Consider the following 20,847-nt stretch of genomic DNA (forward strand, 5'->3'; position numbering starts at 1 on the left):
TGCTGCGTATCTGTCGGGGTTCAGCCGTAGGTCTGGAATGCGTGGCGTAGCGGATCGTCGAGATGCGAAATAGCGTTGAAGCTCGACAGTTGGAGCGCTTCGCGATTGAAGAAGCAATGGGTGACGCTGCTGTTGCGGATCTGCAGGTTGAGGGCGATAGCCGTCGTCGCGCTCGCGTGCAACACCTGTTGGGTCAACGCGCCAATCACGCCACCCGAGGTGACGGCCAGCACGCGTTGCGCGCCGCTTCGCTGGATGATTTCGCGCACGTGCGCGACGCGCTGCTGAAATGCATTCCATGTTTCGGGCACGCGTGCATCGAGAGTACCTTCGGCCCATAGAAGCAGCACTTGTCGAAGCGCCTTGAAGAATTCGCGCGGACTGCCTTTGGACGCATCCGCGAGATGGCGGTGTTCGTCGCCTGGTGCGCGAAAGAGCGCGTGGAAATCGTATTCGTCGAGCGATGGGTGAACTTCGTGTTCCAGGGGAAGGCCGGGTAGCGCGCGGCGTATCGCATCGAGCGACTGGGCATGACGCCGCAGCGTGCCGGTGAAGACGCGATCGAAGCGCAGGCCGTTGCGCGCGAAATGCTCACCAAGCCACACGCATTGCTGTTCGCCTTTATCCGAAAGACAGTCGTAGTTGTCCGCGCCAAGCGACGCTTGGCCGTGCCGCACCAGGTAGAGTTCCGCCATCGCAAGCTTTGCCAAGTAAGAGAGGAAGAAGCAGCTTAGCGATGACGAGGGTATTGACGAAGTTTATTTAATTTATACGGGGACATTCACCACGGTGATGATGGCATTTCCAGCCTGTGGGTGGTAACGAGATGCCGCGCTGCGGTGGGATCGCGACAATGATGCGATTGCCCAATGTGCAGAATGCCGAAGGACTCGATGCAATGCTTCGTCGGTGGGCCCTTAGACCTGGGTGACGCGTGTTTGCCGGTCAATGAGCTAGCGTAAACCCTTGCGCTCCGCCGTCGAGATAAAGCGCGTGCCTCGTTGCATCGCGGCGCGTACCGAGTCGCGCGAATGCTGGGTTCTCGCAAGGTCATGCAAGAAGCTCATGCCCCTCATGAAAACATATCGATTGTCGGTGCGAGGCGGCACCGCTGAGAATGGTTTGGACAACGATGCAGGTGCGTGTGCACAGGATGCACCGGGCCAGTATCGACATCTGGCGGAACCAACCAGGAACGCGACAAACCATGAACTATCCGGAACTTACCGCCAGCTTCGGGGAAGCCGGCGCGAGGCCGATCGAATGGCCGCACGTAACCGGCCTGACCTGCGCAGAGGCACTCGTCGCCTTGCTCGAGGGATACGGCGTCCAGCACGTTTTCGGGATCCCTGGCGTGCATACCGTGGAGCTTTATCGGGGGCTGGCCGCTTCGTCCATTCGCCATGTCACGCCGCGCCATGAACAGGGCGCAGGCTTCATGGCCGACGGCTATGCACGCGTGACGGGCAAACCGGGCGTGTGCTTCGTCATCACCGGGCCGGGCATGACGAACATTGCGACCGCTATGGCGCAGGCCTATGCCGACTCCATTCCGATGCTGGTGATATCGAGCGTCAATGCGCGTCGCCAACTCGGCAATGGAGAGGGAAGGCTCCACGAACTGCCGTCACAGCGCAACGTGTTCGCCGGGCTTACGGCGTTCTCGCATACGCTGCTCGATGCTGCGGAACTGTCGCAGGTGCTGGCCCGGGCATTTGCCGTTTTCGGCGGTGCGCGGCCGCGTCCCGTGCACATCGAAATTCCACTGGACGTGATCGTCGCGCCAGCTCGCGGCATGAATCTGATGCCAGCCATGCTGCCATCGAGGCCGGCGGGGTGCCCAACAGCGCTCGCCGCGGCGGCAGACCTGCTCGCCACGGCGCAACGTCCGCTGATTCTCGCAGGCGGTGGCGCGCTGCACGCCGCGGCCGAACTGCAGGAGCTCGCCGAGCGCCTGCAGGCGCCGGTTGCGCTGACGATCAACGCCAAGGGCCTGCTCCCGCCCGGACACCCGTTGCTGCTCGGCTCGACGCAATCGCTGCCGCCAACGCGGGCGCTGGCCCGCGAAGCGGACGTCGTGCTCGCGGTCGGCACCGAGTTGGGCGAAACCGACTACGACGTGGTGTTCGACGGCGGCTTTTCGATCGAGGGCCGGCTGATCCGCATCGACATCGACGCGCAGCAACTGATGCGCAACTTCAATCCCGACGTGGCCATCGCCGCCGATTCGCGGCAAGCGCTTGGCAGCCTGTCGACGCGGCTGCATGAATGCATCCCGTCGGCGCACCAGCGCGACTGGGGCGCGCAGCGGGTTGCGCTCGCGAGGCATGCCGTGGAGGCGAGCTACGACGCGGCGACACGCTCGCAGAAGCGCCTCGTCGACACGATCACCGCCGCGTTGCCACACGTCATCATCGCGGGCGACTCGACGAGCCCCGTGTATGCGGGCAACTTCGTGCACGACGCACCGCAGCCGCGTTCATGGTTCAACTCGTCGACTGGCTACGGCACGCTGGGCTATGGGCTTCCCGCGGCGGTTGGCGCGAAACTCGCCGCGCCCGATCGCCCCGTGGTTTGCCTGATCGGCGACGGCGGGCTGCAGTTCACGCTGCCGGAACTCGCCAGCGCCGTGGAAGCCAGGGTGCCCGTTGTGGTTCTCCTGTGGAACAACTTCGGCTACGGCGAGATACGCCGCTACATGACGGCGCGCGACATCGTGCCGGTCGGCGTCGATATCCACACGCCGGATTTCCTCGCGCTGGCGCGCGGTTTCGGGTGCATGGCCTGTCGCGTGGATACGCCCGATGCGCTTGCTGCCCAACTGCAGCAGGCAGTGTCGCGCGATATCCCAACCGTAATCGAAGTGAACGAAGCGGACTGGTTTGCGCGGGTGCCGGCATGAAACAGCATGAATGGTTCGAGCCCGGCGTCGCGTTGCGTACGCAGCTCTACATTGACGGCTTCTGGTGCGCGGGCGAGGGCGGGCAGCGTCTGCCGGTCGTCAACCCATCGACCGAAGCAACGATCGCCCAGGTCGAAGCCGGCAACGCCGCCGATGTCGATTGTGCGGCGCGGGCCGCCGCACGGGCCTTTCGCACATGGAAAAAGACCACCGGCGCGCAGCGCGCAACGCTGCTGCGTGCGATTGCTCGCGGCGTAAGCGACCGGCGTGACCATCTGGCGGTCCTCCAGTCCCTCAACAACGGCAAACCGCTGGACGAAGCGCGAATCGACGTGAGCGACGTGATCGCCACGTTCGACTACTACGCGGACCTCGCAGAACAACTCGACGAAATCGGCGAATCTGCGGTATCGATTCCCGGCGACGCGTATCGGGCGACCATCCGGCGCGAGCCCGCGGGTGTGGTCGCGCTGATCGTGCCGTGGAACTTTCCGATGGTCACAACGGCCTGGAAACTCGCGCCTGCGCTTGCCGCGGGCTGCACGGTCGTTCTCAAGCCATCCGAAGTCACGCCGCTGCCAGAACTGGAGCTTGCCGCGATCGTGGCGGACGCCGGGGTGCCGGGAGGCGTGCTCAATGTCGTGACGGGCACGGGCACCGAAGTCGGGGCGCCGCTCGCGGCACACCCGCTCATCGCGAAGGTCTCGTTCACCGGCAGCACGGCCGTTGGCGCGCAGGTCATGAAAACGGCAGCGGACACGATCAAGGGCGTGAGCCTGGAGCTGGGCGGGAAGTCTTCCATCATCGTGTACGCCGATGCGGATCTCGACCTTGCCACCGACCTGGTTGCCGGCGGCGCATTCTTCAACGCTGGCCAGATGTGCTCGGCCACGTCGCGCGTGCTGGTCGAGCGTCCGATAGCGGACGCACTCGCCGCGCGTCTCGCAGACCGGGTAACGCGCACAGTCGTGGGTGATCCCTTCAAGGCCGGCGTGCAGATGGGGCCCCTCGCCAACCGCGCGCAATACGAACGCGCGCAGCGTTACATCGCCCGCGGCAAGGCCGACGGCGCACGTTTCGTGATCGAAGGCGAGGCGCCAGCCGGTCCCGGCTATTTCGTGAAACCGACGATGTTCGTCGATATCCCGACCGAAAGCCCGCTGTGGCGCGAGGAAATCTTCGGCCCCGTGCTGTGCCTGCGCAGCTTCGATTCCGAGGACGAGGCCATCGGCGCGGCCAACGATACCGAGTTCGGCCTGGTCGCCACGGTCGTCACGCGCGACGCCGGGCGGGGCAGGCGAGTGGCGGCCGGGCTGGAAGCGGGCGTGGTGTGGATCAACGCGCCGCAGACCATCTTTCCTCAGACCTCATGGGGCGGCTACAAGCGCAGCAGCATTGGGCGCGAACTCGGTCCGTTCGGGCTCGCCGCCTTCCAGGAAATCAAACAGGTTCTCATGCCTGCCGGGGCCGCCGGCGCTCCGGAATGCGTTCGCGGCGCATGAGCTTTTGTCATGGCGTGCATGCAGAGATTTCGTTTGTTGCCGTTTTTTGAGGCACGTAGAGTCCATTCACGCAGCAGGTTCGCGTGATCTGTGGTAATGGCAGCGCGCATTGGGCAGCGCCCATACGGTTCAATCAGGAGATGACCATGCAGGGGATCAAGCTGGGGAGAAGGCAGGCCATTAAGGCAATCGGCACGGCTCTGGCGGCATCGGCGTTGCCCATGCCATTCATCAGTACTGCCAGGGCACAGGAGAAGCGCTATGCGGGCAAGACCCTGCGGCTGCTCACCTGGTCCGACGATACCGGCGCGGCGGCCTTGCGCAACATTGCCGCCACATTCAGCCAGAAGACCGGCGCGCAGGTCATCGCCGACCGCGCCGATGGCACTTCCGGCATGGTCGCGAAACTCAAGGCGGCGGGCGACCGGCCGACCTACGACGTGATCACGCTTGCGGGCGTCGGCGCCTCCGGCCTCGCCGATGCCGGCCTGCTGATGAAGCCGGACCTGAACAAGCTGCCAAACCTGAAAGACGTCGCGCCGCAATACCGGACGGGCGCCAACGGATTCGGCGTCGGCTACCTGCTGTGGTCGGACGGTCTCATCTACAACACGTCCACCGTGAAGACCGCACCCTCGACGTACGAATCCCTTTGGGATCCGAAGTATACAGGGCGCCTTTTCCTGCCGCCGCCCGAGTGGGCGGAAGCGGTCGATCTGGCGATCATCGCAGCGAAGATGGCGGGCGGCTCGCAGCAGAATATCGATCCGGGGTTCAAAAAGCTCGCCCAGTTGAAGGACCGCGTGCTGACACTCGGCGAAAACCCGAACCAGGTCGCCGATCTGTTCCGCACCGGCTCGCTCGACATTGGCGGCATCTATGCGCCGGCATTCTTCCCGGAGCAGATCCGCAAGCCCGAGTACAAGATGGCCGTGACCTACGGGATGAAGGAGGGCTTCGCCACCCAGCTGATGTTCACGGTGATTCCGAAGTCACATCCCGGCGATATCGATCTCATCCACGCTTTCATCAATCATTCGCTCGATGCCGGCGTGCAGGGCCGCATGGCCGCCGACGTGCTCAACGGTCCGGTGAACTCGCGCGCGGTCATTCCTGCAGAAAGCCGCGCCTTCGTGCCATCGCCGCAGCAGATCGCCGAGAGGGCCGTGCTTCATGACGACAAAGCGCTCGCCGCGTTGCAGCCGGCATGGATCAAGCGCTTTACCGAGATCTTTTCCGCGTGAGCGCCATGTCAGCACTCTCCTCACGCCGCGCGGGCGCGCCGGCAACTGCCGGGGATTCGACGGCCCGGCCCAGCACCGCAACGGCGCTGCCGCGCGTGCCGCCATTGCTGCTGCTCGCACCGATCCTCGCATTTCTCGCCGTGCTGATCGCGGCGGCGCTCGCCGTACTGCGCATGAGCTTCGGTGTCCAAGGCAACGAGTGGCATGCCTTCACGCTCCAGAATTACGTCGACCTCGGGGATGCCTACTTCCTGCGCTCGCTCTGGTTGACCTTGCGGCTTGCCTTCCAGAGCATGATCGTTGCCGTCGTGATGGCGATTCCCGTGGCACTGGCGATGGCGCGTACGCTGTCGCGCACCGCGCGGCGCCTCCTGCTCGCCGGCGTGCTCCTGCCGCTGCTCGTGAACCTCCTGCTGCAGGGCTATGGATGGCTCGTGATGCTGGGGCCGGCGGGCCTCGTCAATCACGCGCTCATGGCCACGGGCCTGATCGAGCGTCCGGTGTTGTGGCTCTACCGCGAGAACGGCGTGCTGCTCGGACTGATTCAAACGGCCTTTCCGCTCGCTGTGCTTCCCATGGCGAGCGCGATGCGCGCGGTGTCCCGCTCGTACGAAGAGGCGGCGGCTACCCTCGGTGCAAGCCGCTGGCAGACGCTGCGCCACGTGCTGCTGCCGCTGGCGATGCCTGGCATCGTCTCGGGCTCGTTGCTTGTGTTCGCCTATAACGCGAGTGCGTTCGCGGTGCCATTGCTGCTGGGAGGACGCCGGGTGCCGATGCTCGCGGTGCTGGTGCACGACCAGGTTGCGCCACTGCTGAACTGGCCCGCCGCCTCCGCATCGGGTGTCGTTCTGATGGCTGCGACGCTCGCTGTCATGGCTGTCTCGCAACGGTTGGTGCGCAGCCTGCAGCACCACGCGGAGTCCCGCCCATGAATGCCTTGCGTATCCCCCTGACGATGCCCGGCCGCCTCAGCCGCGTGACCGGATGGTTCGCGACGATCGTGCTCATTCTCACGGCGCTGCCGATTTTGACGATGATCACGATGTCGTTCGGCAATTCGGACACGCTCGAATTCCCGCCGCAGAGCTTCGGCTTGCACTGGTATCGGGCCGCGTGGCACACCTTCGTGTCGCCCGATGCGAGCGACGTGCTTTCCATGGGCACCGCGCTTACGACGAGCTTCGTCGTAGCCGTTTCAACGATGTTCATCGCCACCGCCGTTTCCGTGCCCGCTGCCTATGCACTCTCGCGCTACCGCTTTCGCGGCAAGGCCGTGATCGAGCAACTGGTCGCGCTGCCGCTCGTGTATCCGCTCGTGATGCTGGGCCTTTCGCTGCTGCTCGTCTTCAATGTGCTGCCGGTGGATCTGGGCGTGGCGCGGCTCGTCATTGCGCACGTCATCCTGGCGCTGCCGTTCACGGTCAAGAACTGCGCGGCATCGGTTGCCGCGATCGGGCCGGAGTTCGAGGAAGCAGCCTGCGTGATGGGCGCGAGTCCGCGGCGTGCGCTCGTCGACGTCGTGCTGCCGCTCATGCGCCCCGGCATTCTCGCCGGCATGCTGTTCGCGTTCATCATTTCGTTTAACGAATTCACGGTGACGTTCTTCCTCTATGGCATCAACACGATGACGCTGCCCGTCTGGCTCTACAGCCGCACCGTTTCGTCGCTCGATCCAACCGTGTTTTCGTTCGCGGTCTTCATCGTGCTGATCGACTTCGCCTTGATCTGGGTGCTCGAAAAGCTCGTCGGCGACGAAGGCGTGGCGCTCTGATCGCCGCCTCTCACACGGTCCCCGGGCACAAAGGAACTCTCATGACGCATCTGTCTTTGCTGGGCATCACCAAACGCTTTCACAACGCATTCGCCGTCGACCACGTCGACCTCGACGTTCCAGACGGCAAGCTGGTGTGTTTTCTCGGGCCTTCCGGCTGCGGCAAGACAACCCTGCTGCGCATCATCGCGGGCCTGGAGACGCCGACTTCCGGATCGGTGATGTTCGCGGGGCGCGACCTCACGCATGTGCCGGCCAACCGGCGCGACTTCGGCATGGTGTTTCAGTCGCTCGCGCTGTTCCCGCATATGACCGTTGCCGCCAATGTCGCCTATCCACTGCGCTTGCGCGGCGTCGACAAGGGCGCGCAAGCGAAGCGCGTGGCCGAGCTGCTCGAACTGATCCAGCTTCCGCACATGGCGAACCGGCCCGTTACGCAGCTTTCCGGCGGGCAGCGCCAGCGCGTGGCGATCGCGCGTGCGATTGCCTCGTCGCCGAAACTGCTGCTGCTCGACGAGCCGCTCTCGGCGCTCGACGCGAAACTGCGCGAAGCGATGCAGGTGGAGATTCGCCTGCTGCAACAGCGGCTTGGCATCACGACGATCATGGTCACGCATGACCAGCGCGAGGCGATGACGATGGCCGACGAGATCGTCGTGATGCACAAAGGGCGCATCGCCCAGGTCGGCAGGCCGCTCGACATTTACCGCGATCCCGTGAATGAATTCGTCGCGGACTTCATCGGCCTCGGCAACATCCTGCCAGTGACACTCGAAGCCGACGCCGGCATCGCGCTGCCGGGCGGCCAGCGCATCGCCGTCAATGGCACGATGCGCGCACCGGAGCGCTCGGGCGACATTCGCCTGCTCATCCGCCCGGAAGACGTCTGTGTGCGGCCCGTGACTGCGAATCCCGGTCCGAACGTCGTCGCCGGCAAGGTGACCTTCGTTCGCGACGTGGGCGCGCAGATCGAAGCGACGATCGATTGCAACGGCTTCACGCTCACCGCCGCCACCACGCCCCGGGACACGCCGGACCTCGAAGTGGGGCGGCCAGTGCTCGCCGAGATGCCGGCCCACGCGTGCAGGCTGATTCCGGCGCACACCGCGCACTGAAACGCCGCGTTGAATCTTTTACCCCACGAAACAGCTGGAAGGAGCCATTCGTCATGAACACCCCTCACGTCACCACGAACCCCATGCAGCGCCTGGCGGCTCGCACCCTCGCAGCCTTCGCGCTTGCCGGCATGGCTGGCCTCAGCGCGTTTGCACCGCTCGCGCATGCCGACGCGCTCGACACGATTGCGAAATCGGGCGTCGTGCGTGTCGGCGTATTCGAGGACTATCCGCCGTTTGGATCGATCGGGCCCGACATGAAGCCGCAGGGCTACGACATCGACGTGGCCAATCTGATCGGTAAGGCCCTGAACGCGAAGGTCGAACTCGTGCAGGTGACGGGCGACAACCGCATGGCCTACCTGGCGGATCACAAGGCGGACATCCTGCTCTCGGTCGGCCAGACACCCGAGCGCGCGAAGGTCATCGACTTTTCGCAGCCGTATGCGCCGTACTATCTCGCGGTCTTCGGTCCGAAATCGCTGCCAGTGAAGAATGCGGGCGATCTGGCTGGCAAGACGGTCGCCGTCGCGCGCGGCACGCTCGAAGATCTCAGTGTGTCCAAGGTGGCGCCGTCCTCCGCGGTCATCAAGCGCTTCGACGATCCGAACGGCGCGATTTCCGCATTCCTGTCCGGTCAGGCCCAACTTCTCGTGGTCGGCAACGATGTCGGCGCGACCATCATGGCGCGTCATCCCGCCAACGATCCGGAGCAGAAGTTCTCGTTGTTCAGCTCTCCCGATCACGTGGGTCTGAACAAGAACGAGGCGCGCCTGAAGCAGAAGGTCGACGACGCTATCGCGGCCGCAAAGAAGGATGGCTCGATGAACGCCATCTCGCTCAAGTGGCTGCGTGCTCCGCTGCCGGCCAGTCTTTGATGCCCTTCGGCTCCTGCTTACCTGAACGACAGACGGCGCAGCGATGACTTACACATTCGACTTCAGTGACTTCGGTCTGTACGCGGGCATGCTCGTGCACGGCGTCGAAGTGACGCTCGGCCTGACGGCGGCCTCGACCGTGCTGGGCGGTCTGCTCGGCATTGCCGGCGCGAGCCTCGCCGTCGCAGGCCCGAGGTGGGTGCGCGCGCTGGTTGCGTCTTACGTCGAGCTGATCCGCAATACGCCTTTTCTCGTGCAGCTCTTCTTCGTGTTCTTTGGGCTGCCGGGTCTGGGCGTGCAGATCAACGAGATGCAGGCGGCGGTATTGGCAATGACCGTCAACCTGGGGGCCTACGCAACCGAGATCGTGCGCGCCGGTATCGACTCGATCCCTCGCGGCCAGCGCCAGGCGGCAATGGCGCTCGGCTTGCAGGGGCGGCAGGTCTTCCGCCATGTCGTGCTGCCCCAGGCGCTCGCCAACGTCTTCCCGGCGCTGCTGGGCCAGGTGTTGATCGTGATGCTCGGCTCGGCCGTCGTGTCGCAGATTTCGGTGCCCGACCTGACGTACGCAGCCAATTTCATCCAGTCGCGCAACTTCCGCTCGTTCGAAAGCTACGTGATCGTCACGGTGATCTATCTGGTGCTGTCGATCTTGCTGCGGCTACTCATCAACCGGTTTGGCAAGGGCCTTTTCGCGGGACGCACGGCGCGCGGCGCCGGCGCCTCGCGCGCACCCCTGCGCTCGTGGTTTTCCGCTCGCGCCCGCATGGCTGCATCCAGCCTTTCGAAGGAGCGCTCGTAATGGTCGAGTTCACTCTCTGGGATATTGCGCGCAATCTGTTGCTGGCTGCGCGCTGGACCGTCCTGCTCTCGCTTTGTGCCTTCGTTGGAGGCGGCATCGCGGGCCTCGTGCTGCTGGCGATGCGGGTTTCGCCAGTGGCCTGGCTGCGTCGCATCGCCGTGCTGTATGTCGAGGTGTTTCAAGGCACGCCACTGCTGATGCAGCTCTTTCTCGCGTTCTTCGGGCTGCCCCTCGTGGGCGTCGAAGTCTCGCCTTGGCTCGCCGCAACCGTGACACTCACGCTGTACACGAGCGGCTACCTGGCGGATATCTGGCGCGGGTGCGTCGAAGCCGTGCCACGAGGGCAGTGGAGCGCCGCGGCCAGCCTCGGCATGACGTGGCCTCAGCAGCTGCGCTACGTCGTCTGGCCGCAGGCATGGAAAATCGCCGTGCCGCCCACGGTGGGCTTTCTCGTGCAGGTGGTGAAGAGTACCGCGCTCACGTCGATCATCGGCCTCACCGAGCTGACCAAGACCGGCACCATGATCACGAATGCCGTGTTTCGGCCGTTCCCGATCTACGCAATGGTCGCACTGCTGTACTTCGCGATGTGTTTTCCGCTCACCTGGTATGCGCGAGTGCTCGAAGGCCACTATCAGCGCGGCCGTCACCGCTGAATACTTCAACGCTCTTCAGGAGCAGGGTTCGACATGATTACCATAAGCAACGTATCGAAGTGGTACGGTCAGTTCCAGGTGCTCACTGACTGCACGACGGAAGTGAAGAAAGGCGAAGTCGTCGTGGTGTGCGGCCCGTCGGGCTCGGGAAAATCGACGCTCATCAAGACGGTCAATGGCCTCGAGCCTTTTCAGAACGGCGAGATCAGGATCAATGGCGAGTCGGTTGGCGACAGGAAGACGAATCTGTCGAAGCTGCGCTCGAAAGTGGGCATGGTCTTTCAACACTTCGAATTATTTCCGCATATGTCGATTACCGAAAACCTTACGCTCGCGCAAGTGAAGGTGCTTGGCCGGCACAAGGACGAGGCCGCCCAAAAGGCCTTGGGCCTGCTGCATCGCGTGGGCTTGCACGCTCACGCGGACAAGTTTCCCGGCCAGCTCTCCGGCGGCCAGCAGCAGCGTGTGGCCATCGCCCGTGCGTTGTCGATGGACCCGATAGCGATGCTGTTCGACGAGCCGACCTCGGCACTCGATCCGGAGATGATCAACGAGGTGCTGGACGTCATGGTCGAACTCGCTCAGGAAGGCATGACGATGATGTGCGTCACGCATGAGATGGGCTTCGCAAAGAAGGTGGCGAATCGCGTGATCTTCATGGATCAGGGGTGCATTGTCGAAGACGACCTCAAGGAGGCGTTTTTTGCACAGCCCAAGTCCAGCCGCGCGAAGGATTTCCTTTCAAAAATCCTGCACTAGCAAGGTCCAGTCAATCTGGACGCCTCAATCCTATGCGACGCCTTCCCCCACTCAACGCACTGCAGGTATTTGAAGTGGTTGCCCGCCACCGCAGTTTCACGCGTGCTGCCGAACATCTGTGTCTTACGCAGGGAGCGGTGAGCAGGCAGATTCTCACCCTGGAGGATTACTACAAGTTTCCCTTGTTCATAAGAGGTACAAAAGGTCTGACCTTGACGGCCGAAGGCGAGATGCTGCTGCCCGTGGTGAGGGAGGGGCTCGCGCGCATCGAGGACATCTCGCTGCGCTTGACGCGGCAGCGCACGGATCTGGCAATGAAGGTGCCAACGTGCATCATGCGCTGGATGCTGCCGAGAATCATGCGGTTTCAGGGAGAACATCCCGACTTGCTCGTGCAGATCACGACGACCTGGCAGCATGACGTCGACTTCCAGGTCGAGCCCTTCGATGCCGCGATTATTTACGGCTCGTCCCCCGGCGCGGATGTTCACGCGGTGCCGCTCTTCGACGAGCAGATCACGCCGGTATGCGCTCCCGAGTTGGTGAACTGCAAGCCGCTCGCGCAGTTTGACGATCTGGCGAATTTCACGCTGCTCCACCCTACGCGGGACCATCGTGACTGGAGACAGTGGCTCGATCAGGTCGGTGCGACTCAGGTGGACGCGAACATGGGTCCGAGTTTCGAAACACTCGATCTGGCGACAAACGCCGCGATGCAAGGCTTCGGTGTCGCCATTGGCGACCGGACGCTAGTCGATGACGACCTCGCGGCGCGGCGACTGGTCATGCCGTTCGATACGATCGTGGAGACAGGGTTCCGCTACTACTTTGTTTACCCGGACTGCGTCGCACACCAGCCAAAAGTGAAGCGTTTCAGCGACTGGATTGAAAGGAACCGACAACAGCATCCCGTGAGTGCGATTTGAATTCGCGCCAGACAGGATGCGAGAGCAGGGTAGCGAGATCGTCGCGATACGTAGACCCAACTTGCCTTTGTGAGCGACGGGCGCGACGGTCGGCTCCTGGTTCAAGCGAGCTGTGGCGTACGCTCGCCCTGTATGCATTAGCAGCGCCTTTATGAACTGAGCGGATAAACGTATCGGATTTGCTTCGTTGTCAGGATTCGTGCGCGCACGTAGATTAGGCGCTTTGGCATTCTGGAAGGCAAGCCGCGTGACTACGACCGCTACTCTTGACGAGCATACCGCTCAAGGTGGGCAACAGCATTTCGAGATCCGCGCCTTCGATGCGCCGCTGGGCGCCGAGGTGGTGGGGCTCGATCTCGGGAAGCCGCTTGGCGCGCAGGATTTCGCACGCGTGCACCGGGCCCATCTCGATCACCACGTGCTGGTCTTTCGCGATCAGCGCATCACCCCCGAGCAGCAGATTGCGTTCTCCCGGCGCTTTGGGCCGCTGCAGGCCCACGTGCTGCACCAGTTCGCATTGCCCGGCTATCCCGACATCCTGATCGTCTCGAACATCGTCGAAAACGGCAAACCCGTGGGCCTTGGCGACGCGGGCCACTTCTGGCACTCGGATCTCTCGTACAAGGAGAAGCCGAGCCTCGGTTCGATGCTGTATGCACAAGAGCTGCCTGCTGAGGGTGGCGACACGCTTTTTGCCAACATGCACCTTGCCTGGGACACGCTACCCGGCCATCTGCGCCGCGCAGTCGAAGGGCGGCACGCCGAGCATACCTATTTGGCGCGCTACGCCGAATTGCAGGCGCGCAGCCCGTGGCGGCCGGACCTTTCCGCCGAGCAGATCGAGCAGGTGAAGCCGGTTCTGCATCCGGTGGTGCGCACGCACCCCGAGACGGGCCGCAAGGCGCTCTTCGTGAGCGAGCACTTCACGACCCGCATCGTCGGCTTGCCCGAGGACGAAAGCCGCGCGCTGCTCGACGAACTGTTTGCACACAGCGTGCGCCCTGAGCACCTGTACCGCCATGTCTGGCGCGAGCGCGATCTCCTGTTCTGGGACAACCGCTCGCTCATGCATCTCGCTGCGGGAACGCCCGACCATCTGCGTCGCAAGCTCCATCGCACGACAATCGAAGGCGACTCGCCGTTCTGAGTGGCGCCGCACGCGCGGCTTGCACGCCGCGCGATTCCAGCACGATATTCACGGGTATTCCTATGCCGTTTTCTGTTCGCGCCGTCTTCGCACGCGGCACTCATGCCTTGCGCCGGGTCGCCGGGCTAACTGCTTTCACCGCACTGGCCGGGACCATGCTGGCTGTGGCGCAGCCCGCGCGCGCCGAGGGCGGCATCCGTATCGCCGAGCAGTTCGGCGTGGTGTACCTGATGCTCAACGTCGTACGCGATCAGCACTTCATCGAGCAGGAGGGCCGCAAGGCCGGGCTCGATATCAAGGCGGACTGGGTACGGCTGTCGGGCGGCGCGGCCGTCAACGATGCGCTGCTCTCCGGCGCAGTGGACATTGCAGGCGCGGGCGTCGGCCCGCTCCTCACCGTTTGGGACCGTACGCACGGGCACCAGAACGTGAGGGGTGTCGCCTCGCTCGGTAACCTGCCGTACTATCTCGTGAGCACCGATCCGGCCGTCAAGACCATTGCGGACTTCACGGGCAAGGACCGTATCGCGGTTCCGGCGGTGGGCGTCTCCGTGCAGTCGCGCGTGCTGCAGTATGCAGCGGCGAAACAGTGGGGCGACAAGCAGTTCGATCGCCTCGACAAACTCACGCAAGCCATTCCGCATCCGGACGCAGCCGCCGCGCTCATAGCCAATAGCAGCGTGATCACGGCGCATTTCAGCAATCCCCCTTTCCAGCAGCAGGAACTGACGGCCAACCCCAAAGCCCACATCGTCCTCGACTCATACGATGTTCTGGGCGGCCCGAGTTCGGCGACAGTGCTGTACACCACGGAGAAGTTCCGTAACGAGAATCCGAAAACGTACCACGCCTTCGTAGCGGCGCTCACCGACGCGGCCCATCTTATCGCCACGGATCCGGAGAAGGCGGCGGACATCTACATCCGCGTGAACGAGTCGAAGATCGATCGCAGCCTGTTGCTCAAGATCCTGCGTGATCCGCTTGTGCAGTTCAAGACGGCGCCGCAGAACACACTGGGCCTCGCGCAGTTCATGTATCGCACCGGCGCCATCCGCAACGAGCCGAAGTCCTGGCGCGACTATTTCTTCGACGATCCGGCAACGGCTGGCGGCAGCTAGGCGAGCACGCCGAAGCGGCGCAATCCGTGCTTATGCGTCGCCGTGTATTGAATATGACGATTCATTGTTTGGATGGATGGCGGTTGCCTTTATGTTGATGTTTTCTCTGCTGGATTTTCAATCGTGAACCTCAACGCTTCGGGATTCTGGGGGCGGGCGCCATTTGCGCGTCGCGCCTTGAACGCCGCGTCGGCACCGGTCGACGCCGAAGTGGGCGGCCGCCGTGTCGCGGCTGCCGCGACGCACGGCGAGGCAGCGGCCAGCGAACGGCTGCTTGCCATCGAGGGCGTGAGCCTCTCGTATCGCAACGGCGAGCGCATCGTGCGTGCGACGCACGAAGTGAGCTTCGACGTGTTTGGAAGCGACCGCTTCGTGCTGCTGGGCCCCTCGGGCTGCGGAAAGTCCACACTGCTCAAGGCGATTGCGGGCTTCATCGAACCTGTGGCCGGGACGATCGCGTTGGACGGACAGACCGTGCGCGGCCCCGGTCCCGATCGCGTGGTCGTGTTTCAGGAGTTCGATCAGTTGCCGCCGTGGAAGACGGTGGTCGAAAACATTGCATTTCCCTTGCGCATCGCGCGGAAACTGTCGCGCGATGAGGCGCGCTCACGTGCCTTGCACTACCTCGAAAAAGTGGGGCTCGCCGACTTCGCCAATGCGTATCCACACACGCTTTCCGGTGGCATGAAGCAGCGCGCGGCGATCGCTCGCGCGCTCGCCATGCAGCCGCGCGTGCTGCTCATGGATGAACCGTTCGCTGCATTGGATGCACTGACACGGCGCAAGATGCAGGAGGAGTTGCTGCACCTGTGGGAGGACGAACGCTTCACGCTGCTCTTTGTCACGCACTCCATCGAAGAGGCGCTCGTGGTGGGCAACCGTATTCTTCTGCTCTCGCCGCATCCGGGGCGCGTGCGAGCGGAACTCAACAGTCATGCCTATACACACGCGAACACCGGAGACGACGCATTTCGCGCGAGCGTGGCACGCATTCATCGTCTGCTGTTCGAGACGAAGGAAGAAAGGCCAGGGTTCGCGGAGGCTACTATGGAAGCGTACGCATGAGCGCGCCGAATCGCGCATTGCCCCCGCTGCCGCCCGTGCGCACCGAGTACGAGCACGCGCTACCGCCCGTGCCGCCCGGTGGCGACTCCGTCACGCTGCCGCTCGGGCGGCGTCTGGCCGACGCGAGCTGGCTCCGGCGGACGATCATCGCGCTCCTGCTGATCGCAGCGTGGGAGATCACCGCGCGCATCGTGAACAACGACCTTCTCGTACCCACCTTCGGCACGACGCTCGCGGCTTTCGCACAGGGAATCGTGAGCGGCGAATTGCTCGAGAAGACGGCGATTTCGCTGTCTGTGCTGCTGCGAGGCTACGCGATCGGCGTGGTTCTCGCATTCGCGCTCACGGCGCTCGCAGTGTCGACGCGCGCAGGCCGTGACCTGCTGTCGATGCTGACCGCGATGTTCAATCCGTTGCCGTCGATCGCGTTGCTGCCAATCGCGTTGCTCTGGTTCGGGCTCGGCACGGGAAGCCTCCTCTTCGTCCTCGTCCATGCGGTGCTGTGGCCGCTGGCGCTCAACATGTACACGGGATTTCTCGGCGTGCCCGCCACCCTCAGAATGGCTGGACGGAACTACGGGCTGACCGGGTTGCGTCTCGTTGCGCTCGTTCTCGTGCCCGCCGCGCTGCCATCGATCATCGCGGGGCTGCGCGTGGGCTGGGCCTTCGCATGGCGAACGCTAATCGCCGCAGAACTCGTCTTCGGGGCCAGCGCAGGGCAAGGCGGCCTGGGGTGGTACATCTTCCAGAACCGCAACGAGCTCTATACCGACCGCGTCTTCGCAGGGCTCGCGGCCGTCATCATCATCGGGCTGCTCATCGAACATCTTGTCTTCGATACCCTCGAACGGCTGACTGTGAGGCGTTGGGGCGTGCAGCAATGATCGCCGCCCCATCGACAGATCGGGTGCAAGTCACCGCAGGGTTCCGGAAAAGCCCGGCTGGGAGTTCGTAATCCGGATCCTGCTTTTGGCAGCATCCGGTAAGCCATTTTTCGCGATATACGCTTTAGAAGCGATGCCGTAAGCCGGCGCCGACAACAAGCTGATTCGTGTTGGACGACGGCGTGAACGTATAGACCGATGCATTGAAGGCAGGATTTCCCTTGCCGCCGCTCACACGCTGGTACGTACCTTCAAGGTACAGGTCTGTGCGTGGGGAAAGCGCTTCGTCCACCTGTGCGACGACCTGATTCCATTTTGGACGCGTTTGGCCTGTCTTTGAATCGAAGCGCGCCTGGGTGTACGTGTAGGCTGCCGACACGGTAAGGGCGGGCGTGACGGCATAGCGGCCGTCAATCGAATAGTTGTCGAATATCAGTGTTTTGCCCTTGAGTGGTGTGATCGAACCACCCTGGAACACGCCCGTGACCGCATCCGTGGCCGAATGGGTCCAGGCCAGGCCGACAGAGTTCCGGCCGAACGCATAACGGGTGGCTACGCCCCAGATCTGCTGGTCGCCGCCGGTGATAGTGGCAGACCCGTCCGTTGTGCTGACAGCGCCGTTGGGATTTGCAACGTTCGAGTCGCGATTGATTTTCAGGTATCCGGCGCCAAATTTGAACGGCCCGTTCGCATATGAGAATCCGGCACTGTACGCGGCATTGTTCGCGAACTGGCCTGCCGTATTCGAGAACCCGTACATCGCGCCCGCGGTAAAGCCGCGATACGTTTCACTGATGTACTTGACCGAGTTGTTGATGCGGATGTTCTGGATCGAGTCATCGTTGTCGTACGGGTGCATCGCCAGATTGCCGCCCCAGCCCGAACCGGACGCACCGAGTGGTGTCACGAACGCGAGGATTAAATCGTACTGACGCCCGAGCGTGATCGTTCCTGTCGTATTGGAATGCAGTCCGACGAAGGCCTGGCGGCCGAAAAGATTGCCGCCATTGCCAAGCTTTCCGTTCACGGAGGAGAAACCGTTTTCGAGCGTGAACACGCTCGACAGCCCGCCGCCAAGGTCCTCCGTGCCGCGCAGGCCCCAGCGCGATGAGCTCAAGTCGCCGTTTGCCATCTGCCAGTTGCTGTGTCCGGGTGAAGTAGCGCCACCGGTCCGCTGATTGTTTATGTAGGTAAGCGACGTATCGATAAGGCCGTAAAGTGCGATGCTGCTTTGCGCGTGACTTTCAGTAATGGCGAGAAGGCCAAGACCCGCGATAAAGATGGTCTTTTTCATTATTCTGGCAGTAAAATGATTATCGAAAAATGGAATAAAAAGTGTGGCGATGGGAATGCGGGTGGTTGCTCGCTGTCTGGAAGAGCGGTGCGCAAGCGAACGGCCGCTCATTAAAGCGAATGGCATCCATCAGGCTATCGCAGGCATCAGAGGGGAGGCTGCCCGGTTCATTTTCCTCGAAAGACGTTGGGCGGATTAACGCGGCTCGCGATAAAAGATTTTTCCAATTGGCGGCATAATTCAGACTGAGATTTATTTTTGTATTTTTATTCTCAGTTTTTGTTATATCGAAATCACACCAGCGAAAAAGCGGGCCACCTTCTGAGCGCAACGCTGACTTTTAATCTGGATAGCCTCGCCTCGTCTATCTTCGCCGGAAGAGTCGCAGAACAGGGAACGCCCTTCAGAAGCTGCTAGATTTTCCCGGCGAGCCGTTTCCTCGGCGGGAGCAGGGGCGGGGCTCCCGGTGCGCTTTATGGGCATCAACAAAGGCGATCGCGTCATACCCGATCTGGCTGTATTGCTCGCTGGCGGTCCTCGCATCGAGAGTGTGGCGCGCTATGAGCACGATCTGCTCGCGTATGCCACGCATGCGCTCTCTCGTATTCCCGGGGTGAGACCGAACGGCACCACGCGGCTGGAATGTGCGCCTTCATATGATTGGCGCTCGACGTGAAATCAAACGAGCGACCGATATGGTCCCCGTATAACTCACTCAAACGTCGAGGAGTGAGCGCAGCACCGAGATGTGCTCAGGACCGATGCCGCAGCATCCGCCGATAATCTTCGTACCGGGCCGCGACAGCCATCCGCGTGTCCAATGGGCGTAACCATGCGGATGGAGATCGTCGCGCAGTTCGTCCAGTGTCGCGTTCGCTTTCGCGTCCTTGCGCTGAGGGGGGAATGCATTGGCGTAGACACCGAGATCGAGCGTTGCGCCCCGGCGTTCCAGATGCAGGGCCGCGGCGGCGAGGGCGGGCCCCATCACCTCAGGCTGGCTGCAGTTGAATAGAAGAGAGACGGCGTTTGCATCGAGTGCAGCCTCGACAGCCGTTGTAATCGACTCACCCGAGCGCAGCGTCGGACTGTCTCCGGGCGCGATCTCATCCGTCAGCGTGTAGGACACCCATAGCGGCTTCCCGCTTGCGGCGCGCTCGAGCGCGCCGCGAACCGCCGCTACTTCTTCCGCTGCACTTTGCGTTTCGGCGAGCCAGAGGTCGACGGAGGGTTCGAGCGCTTCGACGAGCACGTCAAGCACGCGTGCCGCTTCGCCGGCATCGAAGAGATCGGGCCGGTACGAGCCGCAAGTCGGCGGCAGCGATCCGGCAACGCGCACGGTGCGGCCGCCTGCATTTGCGGAGCCCGCACGATTCCCAGCATTCGCTGCGTCCGCAGCATCACGCGCAAGCGTGCCAGCTAACGCCGCGAGCCGCCTCCCGTCGCTCGCAAAGCGATCCGCCCCGAGATGGAACGGCACGACTGCGTAGTTGTTCGTGGTAATGACGTCCGCGCCCGCCGCAATGAAGGCATCATGGACGCGCCGCACGTGGAGCGGCGCTTCGATGAGCGCAAGCGCGGACCATTCGGGCTGGCGAAACGGCGCGCCGCTTCGCTTGAGTTCGCGGCCCATGCCGCCGTCGAGCAACACATGTTGGGTCATCGTATCGATATCCGAAAGGCATGCCGAACACCGGCATAGCGACAAAGGCGCCGATTATAGGTGGAGTCACTTCGTGCGCGCTATGACGAATGGGACGATACAAATCTGCACGCGGAATAACCGGGTATTTCGGGTGCGCCGCCTCATTCCATATATTCCGCCTGAACATAAGGTCCAACTCATTAATTCGTTTCGCGCACAAAGACATTGCGCTATCGTCGCTTTCCTCGTGCCGGCTCGCCATTTGCGGGTCCGGCAGAACTGGATAGCAGGGCGATGCCTCCTGAAAACGAATACTGAACCGAATATGAATCGAACGACAATGAAGTCGCGCGTGGGTGCGCTGATCCGAGGTCTTTCCGCAGCCGCACTGCTGGTTTCCGGGGCTGCATTTGCCGCCCAGCCGACGTTGCACGTCGGCATCGATGCCGAATCCTATCCCCCGTTCTTTTCCAAAGACGCCTCGGGTACCTGGTCGGGCTGGGAGATCGATCTGCTCAACGCCACATGCCGCAAGCTCAACGTGACCTGCAAGATCAGCGACATTGCGTGGGACGGCCTGATACCCTCGCTGCAGAATCAGAAGATCGACGTGATCTGGTCGTCGATGACGATTACCGGCGAGCGCAAGAAGGTCATCGATTTTACGCGCGCATATTACGAGTCGCCGACGGTTCTCGTGGGCGCGAAGAGCGATCACAAGCCCGTCAATTGCAGGGTCCCCGACACGTTCAAGGGCCGTACGATCGGTGTCGAGGCCGGCACGAACTTTTCCGCATTCCTCGATGCGAAGTTCAAAGGCGTCGCGCAGATCAAGACGTTCGACAAGTTCGACAACGCGCTGGCAGATCTGAGCGCAGGCCGCGTCGATTACGTGCAGGAAGCGAAGGGCCTCTTTACGGCATTCCTTTCCTCACCGGACGGCAAAGACTTCGAGATCAAGACCACCTGCCAGGACGACCCGGTGCTCGGCCTCGGCATTGGCGCGGGTACGCGGCATGGTGACAAGCTGGCCCAGCAGATCTCAACGGCGATCGTGCAGTTGCAAAACGACGGCACTTGGGACGCCATCACGGCGAAGTATCCGGGCCTGCAGGGCACGATCACAAAAGGCCAGTGAGCGG

20 protein-coding genes and 1 pseudogene are annotated in these 20,847 nt (G+C 62.8%); 18 read left to right on the forward strand and 3 right to left on the reverse strand.

Annotated elements, in window-relative coordinates; genetic code table 11:
• Positions 1 to 20: 20 nt before the first annotated feature.
• Complete coding sequence (locus VSR34_RS24625; protein ID WP_342963792.1) at positions 21 to 695, reverse strand: histidine phosphatase family protein; 675 nt, start codon at positions 693 to 695, stop codon at positions 21 to 23.
• 131 nt (positions 696 to 826) lie between these two features.
• On the opposite strand from VSR34_RS24625, the pseudogene VSR34_RS24630 reads away from it, so the two are divergent.
• The 16 genes and pseudogenes from VSR34_RS24630 to VSR34_RS24705 all read left to right on the forward strand — a co-directional run.
• Positions 827 to 935, forward strand: a pseudogene (locus VSR34_RS24630) (agmatinase); the annotation flags it as partial.
• Positions 936 to 1,207: 272 nt separating this feature from the next.
• Positions 1,208 to 2,902, forward strand: a complete 1,695-nt coding sequence (locus VSR34_RS24635) for a 5-guanidino-2-oxopentanoate decarboxylase (protein WP_081716169.1) — start codon at positions 1,208 to 1,210, stop codon at positions 2,900 to 2,902.
• Positions 2,899 to 4,404, forward strand: a complete 1,506-nt coding sequence (locus VSR34_RS24640) for an aldehyde dehydrogenase family protein (RefSeq protein WP_342963793.1) — start codon at positions 2,899 to 2,901, stop codon at positions 4,402 to 4,404. The genes VSR34_RS24635 and VSR34_RS24640 overlap by 4 nt, the downstream gene beginning before the upstream one ends.
• A 146-nt stretch (positions 4,405 to 4,550) precedes the next feature.
• Entirely contained in the window at positions 4,551 to 5,648 is a 1,098-nt protein-coding gene (locus tag VSR34_RS24645; protein ID WP_028231915.1) for an extracellular solute-binding protein, read from the forward strand.
• Between the two features lie 5 nt (positions 5,649 to 5,653).
• On the forward strand, positions 5,654 to 6,580 hold the full coding sequence (locus VSR34_RS24650; RefSeq protein WP_342963794.1) for an ABC transporter permease: 927 nt from the start codon (positions 5,654 to 5,656) through the stop codon (positions 6,578 to 6,580).
• Positions 6,577 to 7,419 (forward strand): ABC transporter permease, encoded by an 843-nt coding sequence (locus VSR34_RS24655; RefSeq protein ID WP_342963795.1) that lies wholly within the window; start codon positions 6,577 to 6,579, stop codon positions 7,417 to 7,419. The genes VSR34_RS24650 and VSR34_RS24655 overlap by 4 nt, the downstream gene beginning before the upstream one ends.
• Positions 7,420 to 7,460: 41 nt before the next feature.
• Positions 7,461 to 8,534: an ABC transporter ATP-binding protein gene (locus tag VSR34_RS24660; RefSeq protein ID WP_342963796.1), complete on the forward strand. Its 1,074-nt coding sequence runs from the start codon at positions 7,461 to 7,463 to the stop codon at positions 8,532 to 8,534.
• Positions 8,535 to 8,587: 53 nt separating this feature from the next.
• The gene (locus VSR34_RS24665) at positions 8,588 to 9,412 is read left to right on the forward strand and encodes a transporter substrate-binding domain-containing protein (RefSeq protein WP_342963797.1); all 825 of its coding nucleotides are present in this window, start codon (positions 8,588 to 8,590) and stop codon (positions 9,410 to 9,412) included.
• Between the two features lie 43 nt (positions 9,413 to 9,455).
• A complete protein-coding gene (locus tag VSR34_RS24670) occupies positions 9,456 to 10,214 on the forward strand; it encodes an amino acid ABC transporter permease (protein ID WP_342963798.1) in 759 nt (252 codons plus the stop codon).
• Positions 10,214 to 10,870 (forward strand): amino acid ABC transporter permease, encoded by a 657-nt coding sequence (locus tag VSR34_RS24675; protein ID WP_342963799.1) that lies wholly within the window; start codon positions 10,214 to 10,216, stop codon positions 10,868 to 10,870. The genes VSR34_RS24670 and VSR34_RS24675 overlap by 1 nt, the downstream gene beginning before the upstream one ends.
• Before the next feature lie 33 nt (positions 10,871 to 10,903).
• On the forward strand, positions 10,904 to 11,629 hold the full coding sequence (locus VSR34_RS24680) for an amino acid ABC transporter ATP-binding protein (RefSeq protein WP_028213937.1): 726 nt from the start codon (positions 10,904 to 10,906) through the stop codon (positions 11,627 to 11,629).
• A gap of 32 nt (positions 11,630 to 11,661) precedes the next feature.
• Positions 11,662 to 12,555: a LysR substrate-binding domain-containing protein gene (locus VSR34_RS24685; RefSeq protein ID WP_028213936.1), complete on the forward strand. Its 894-nt coding sequence runs from the start codon at positions 11,662 to 11,664 to the stop codon at positions 12,553 to 12,555.
• A gap of 247 nt (positions 12,556 to 12,802) precedes the next feature.
• Positions 12,803 to 13,702, forward strand: coding sequence for a TauD/TfdA family dioxygenase (locus VSR34_RS24690; protein WP_342963800.1), 900 nt, complete (start codon positions 12,803 to 12,805; stop codon positions 13,700 to 13,702).
• Between the two features lie 155 nt (positions 13,703 to 13,857).
• Positions 13,858 to 14,820 (forward strand): ABC transporter substrate-binding protein, encoded by a 963-nt coding sequence (locus VSR34_RS24695; protein ID WP_342963849.1) that lies wholly within the window; start codon positions 13,858 to 13,860, stop codon positions 14,818 to 14,820.
• Positions 14,821 to 15,030: 210 nt separating this feature from the next.
• Complete coding sequence (locus tag VSR34_RS24700; RefSeq protein ID WP_238328037.1) at positions 15,031 to 15,885, forward strand: ABC transporter ATP-binding protein; 855 nt, start codon at positions 15,031 to 15,033, stop codon at positions 15,883 to 15,885.
• Entirely contained in the window at positions 15,882 to 16,769 is an 888-nt protein-coding gene (locus VSR34_RS24705) for an ABC transporter permease (protein ID WP_342963801.1), read from the forward strand. Before VSR34_RS24700 ends, VSR34_RS24705 begins: the two co-directional genes overlap by 4 nt.
• A 124-nt stretch (positions 16,770 to 16,893) precedes the next feature.
• Here the strand turns inward: VSR34_RS24705 and VSR34_RS24710 are convergent, their stop codons facing one another.
• The gene (locus VSR34_RS24710; protein ID WP_342963850.1) at positions 16,894 to 18,063 is read right to left on the reverse strand and encodes a porin; all 1,170 of its coding nucleotides are present in this window, start codon (positions 18,061 to 18,063) and stop codon (positions 16,894 to 16,896) included.
• 475 nt (positions 18,064 to 18,538) lie between these two features.
• Between VSR34_RS24710 and VSR34_RS24715 the strand changes: the two genes are divergently transcribed.
• Positions 18,539 to 18,739 carry a hypothetical protein gene (locus VSR34_RS24715; protein WP_342963802.1) on the forward strand — a complete coding sequence of 67 codons (201 nt, stop codon included), beginning with the start codon at positions 18,539 to 18,541 and terminating at the stop codon, positions 18,737 to 18,739.
• Between the two features lie 39 nt (positions 18,740 to 18,778).
• Here VSR34_RS24715 and VSR34_RS24720 read toward each other — a convergent pair whose 3' ends face one another.
• Positions 18,779 to 19,723: a homocysteine S-methyltransferase family protein gene (locus VSR34_RS24720; RefSeq protein ID WP_342963803.1), complete on the reverse strand. Its 945-nt coding sequence runs from the start codon at positions 19,721 to 19,723 to the stop codon at positions 18,779 to 18,781.
• A gap of 307 nt (positions 19,724 to 20,030) precedes the next feature.
• On the opposite strand from VSR34_RS24720, the gene VSR34_RS24725 reads away from it, so the two are divergent.
• Positions 20,031 to 20,843, forward strand: a complete 813-nt coding sequence (locus VSR34_RS24725; RefSeq protein WP_051391079.1) for a transporter substrate-binding domain-containing protein — start codon at positions 20,031 to 20,033, stop codon at positions 20,841 to 20,843.
• The last annotated feature ends 4 nt before the right edge of the window (positions 20,844 to 20,847 follow it).

The organism is Paraburkholderia sp. JHI2823 (assembly GCF_038900695.1).
Lineage (GTDB): Bacteria > Pseudomonadota > Gammaproteobacteria > Burkholderiales > Burkholderiaceae > Paraburkholderia > Paraburkholderia mimosarum.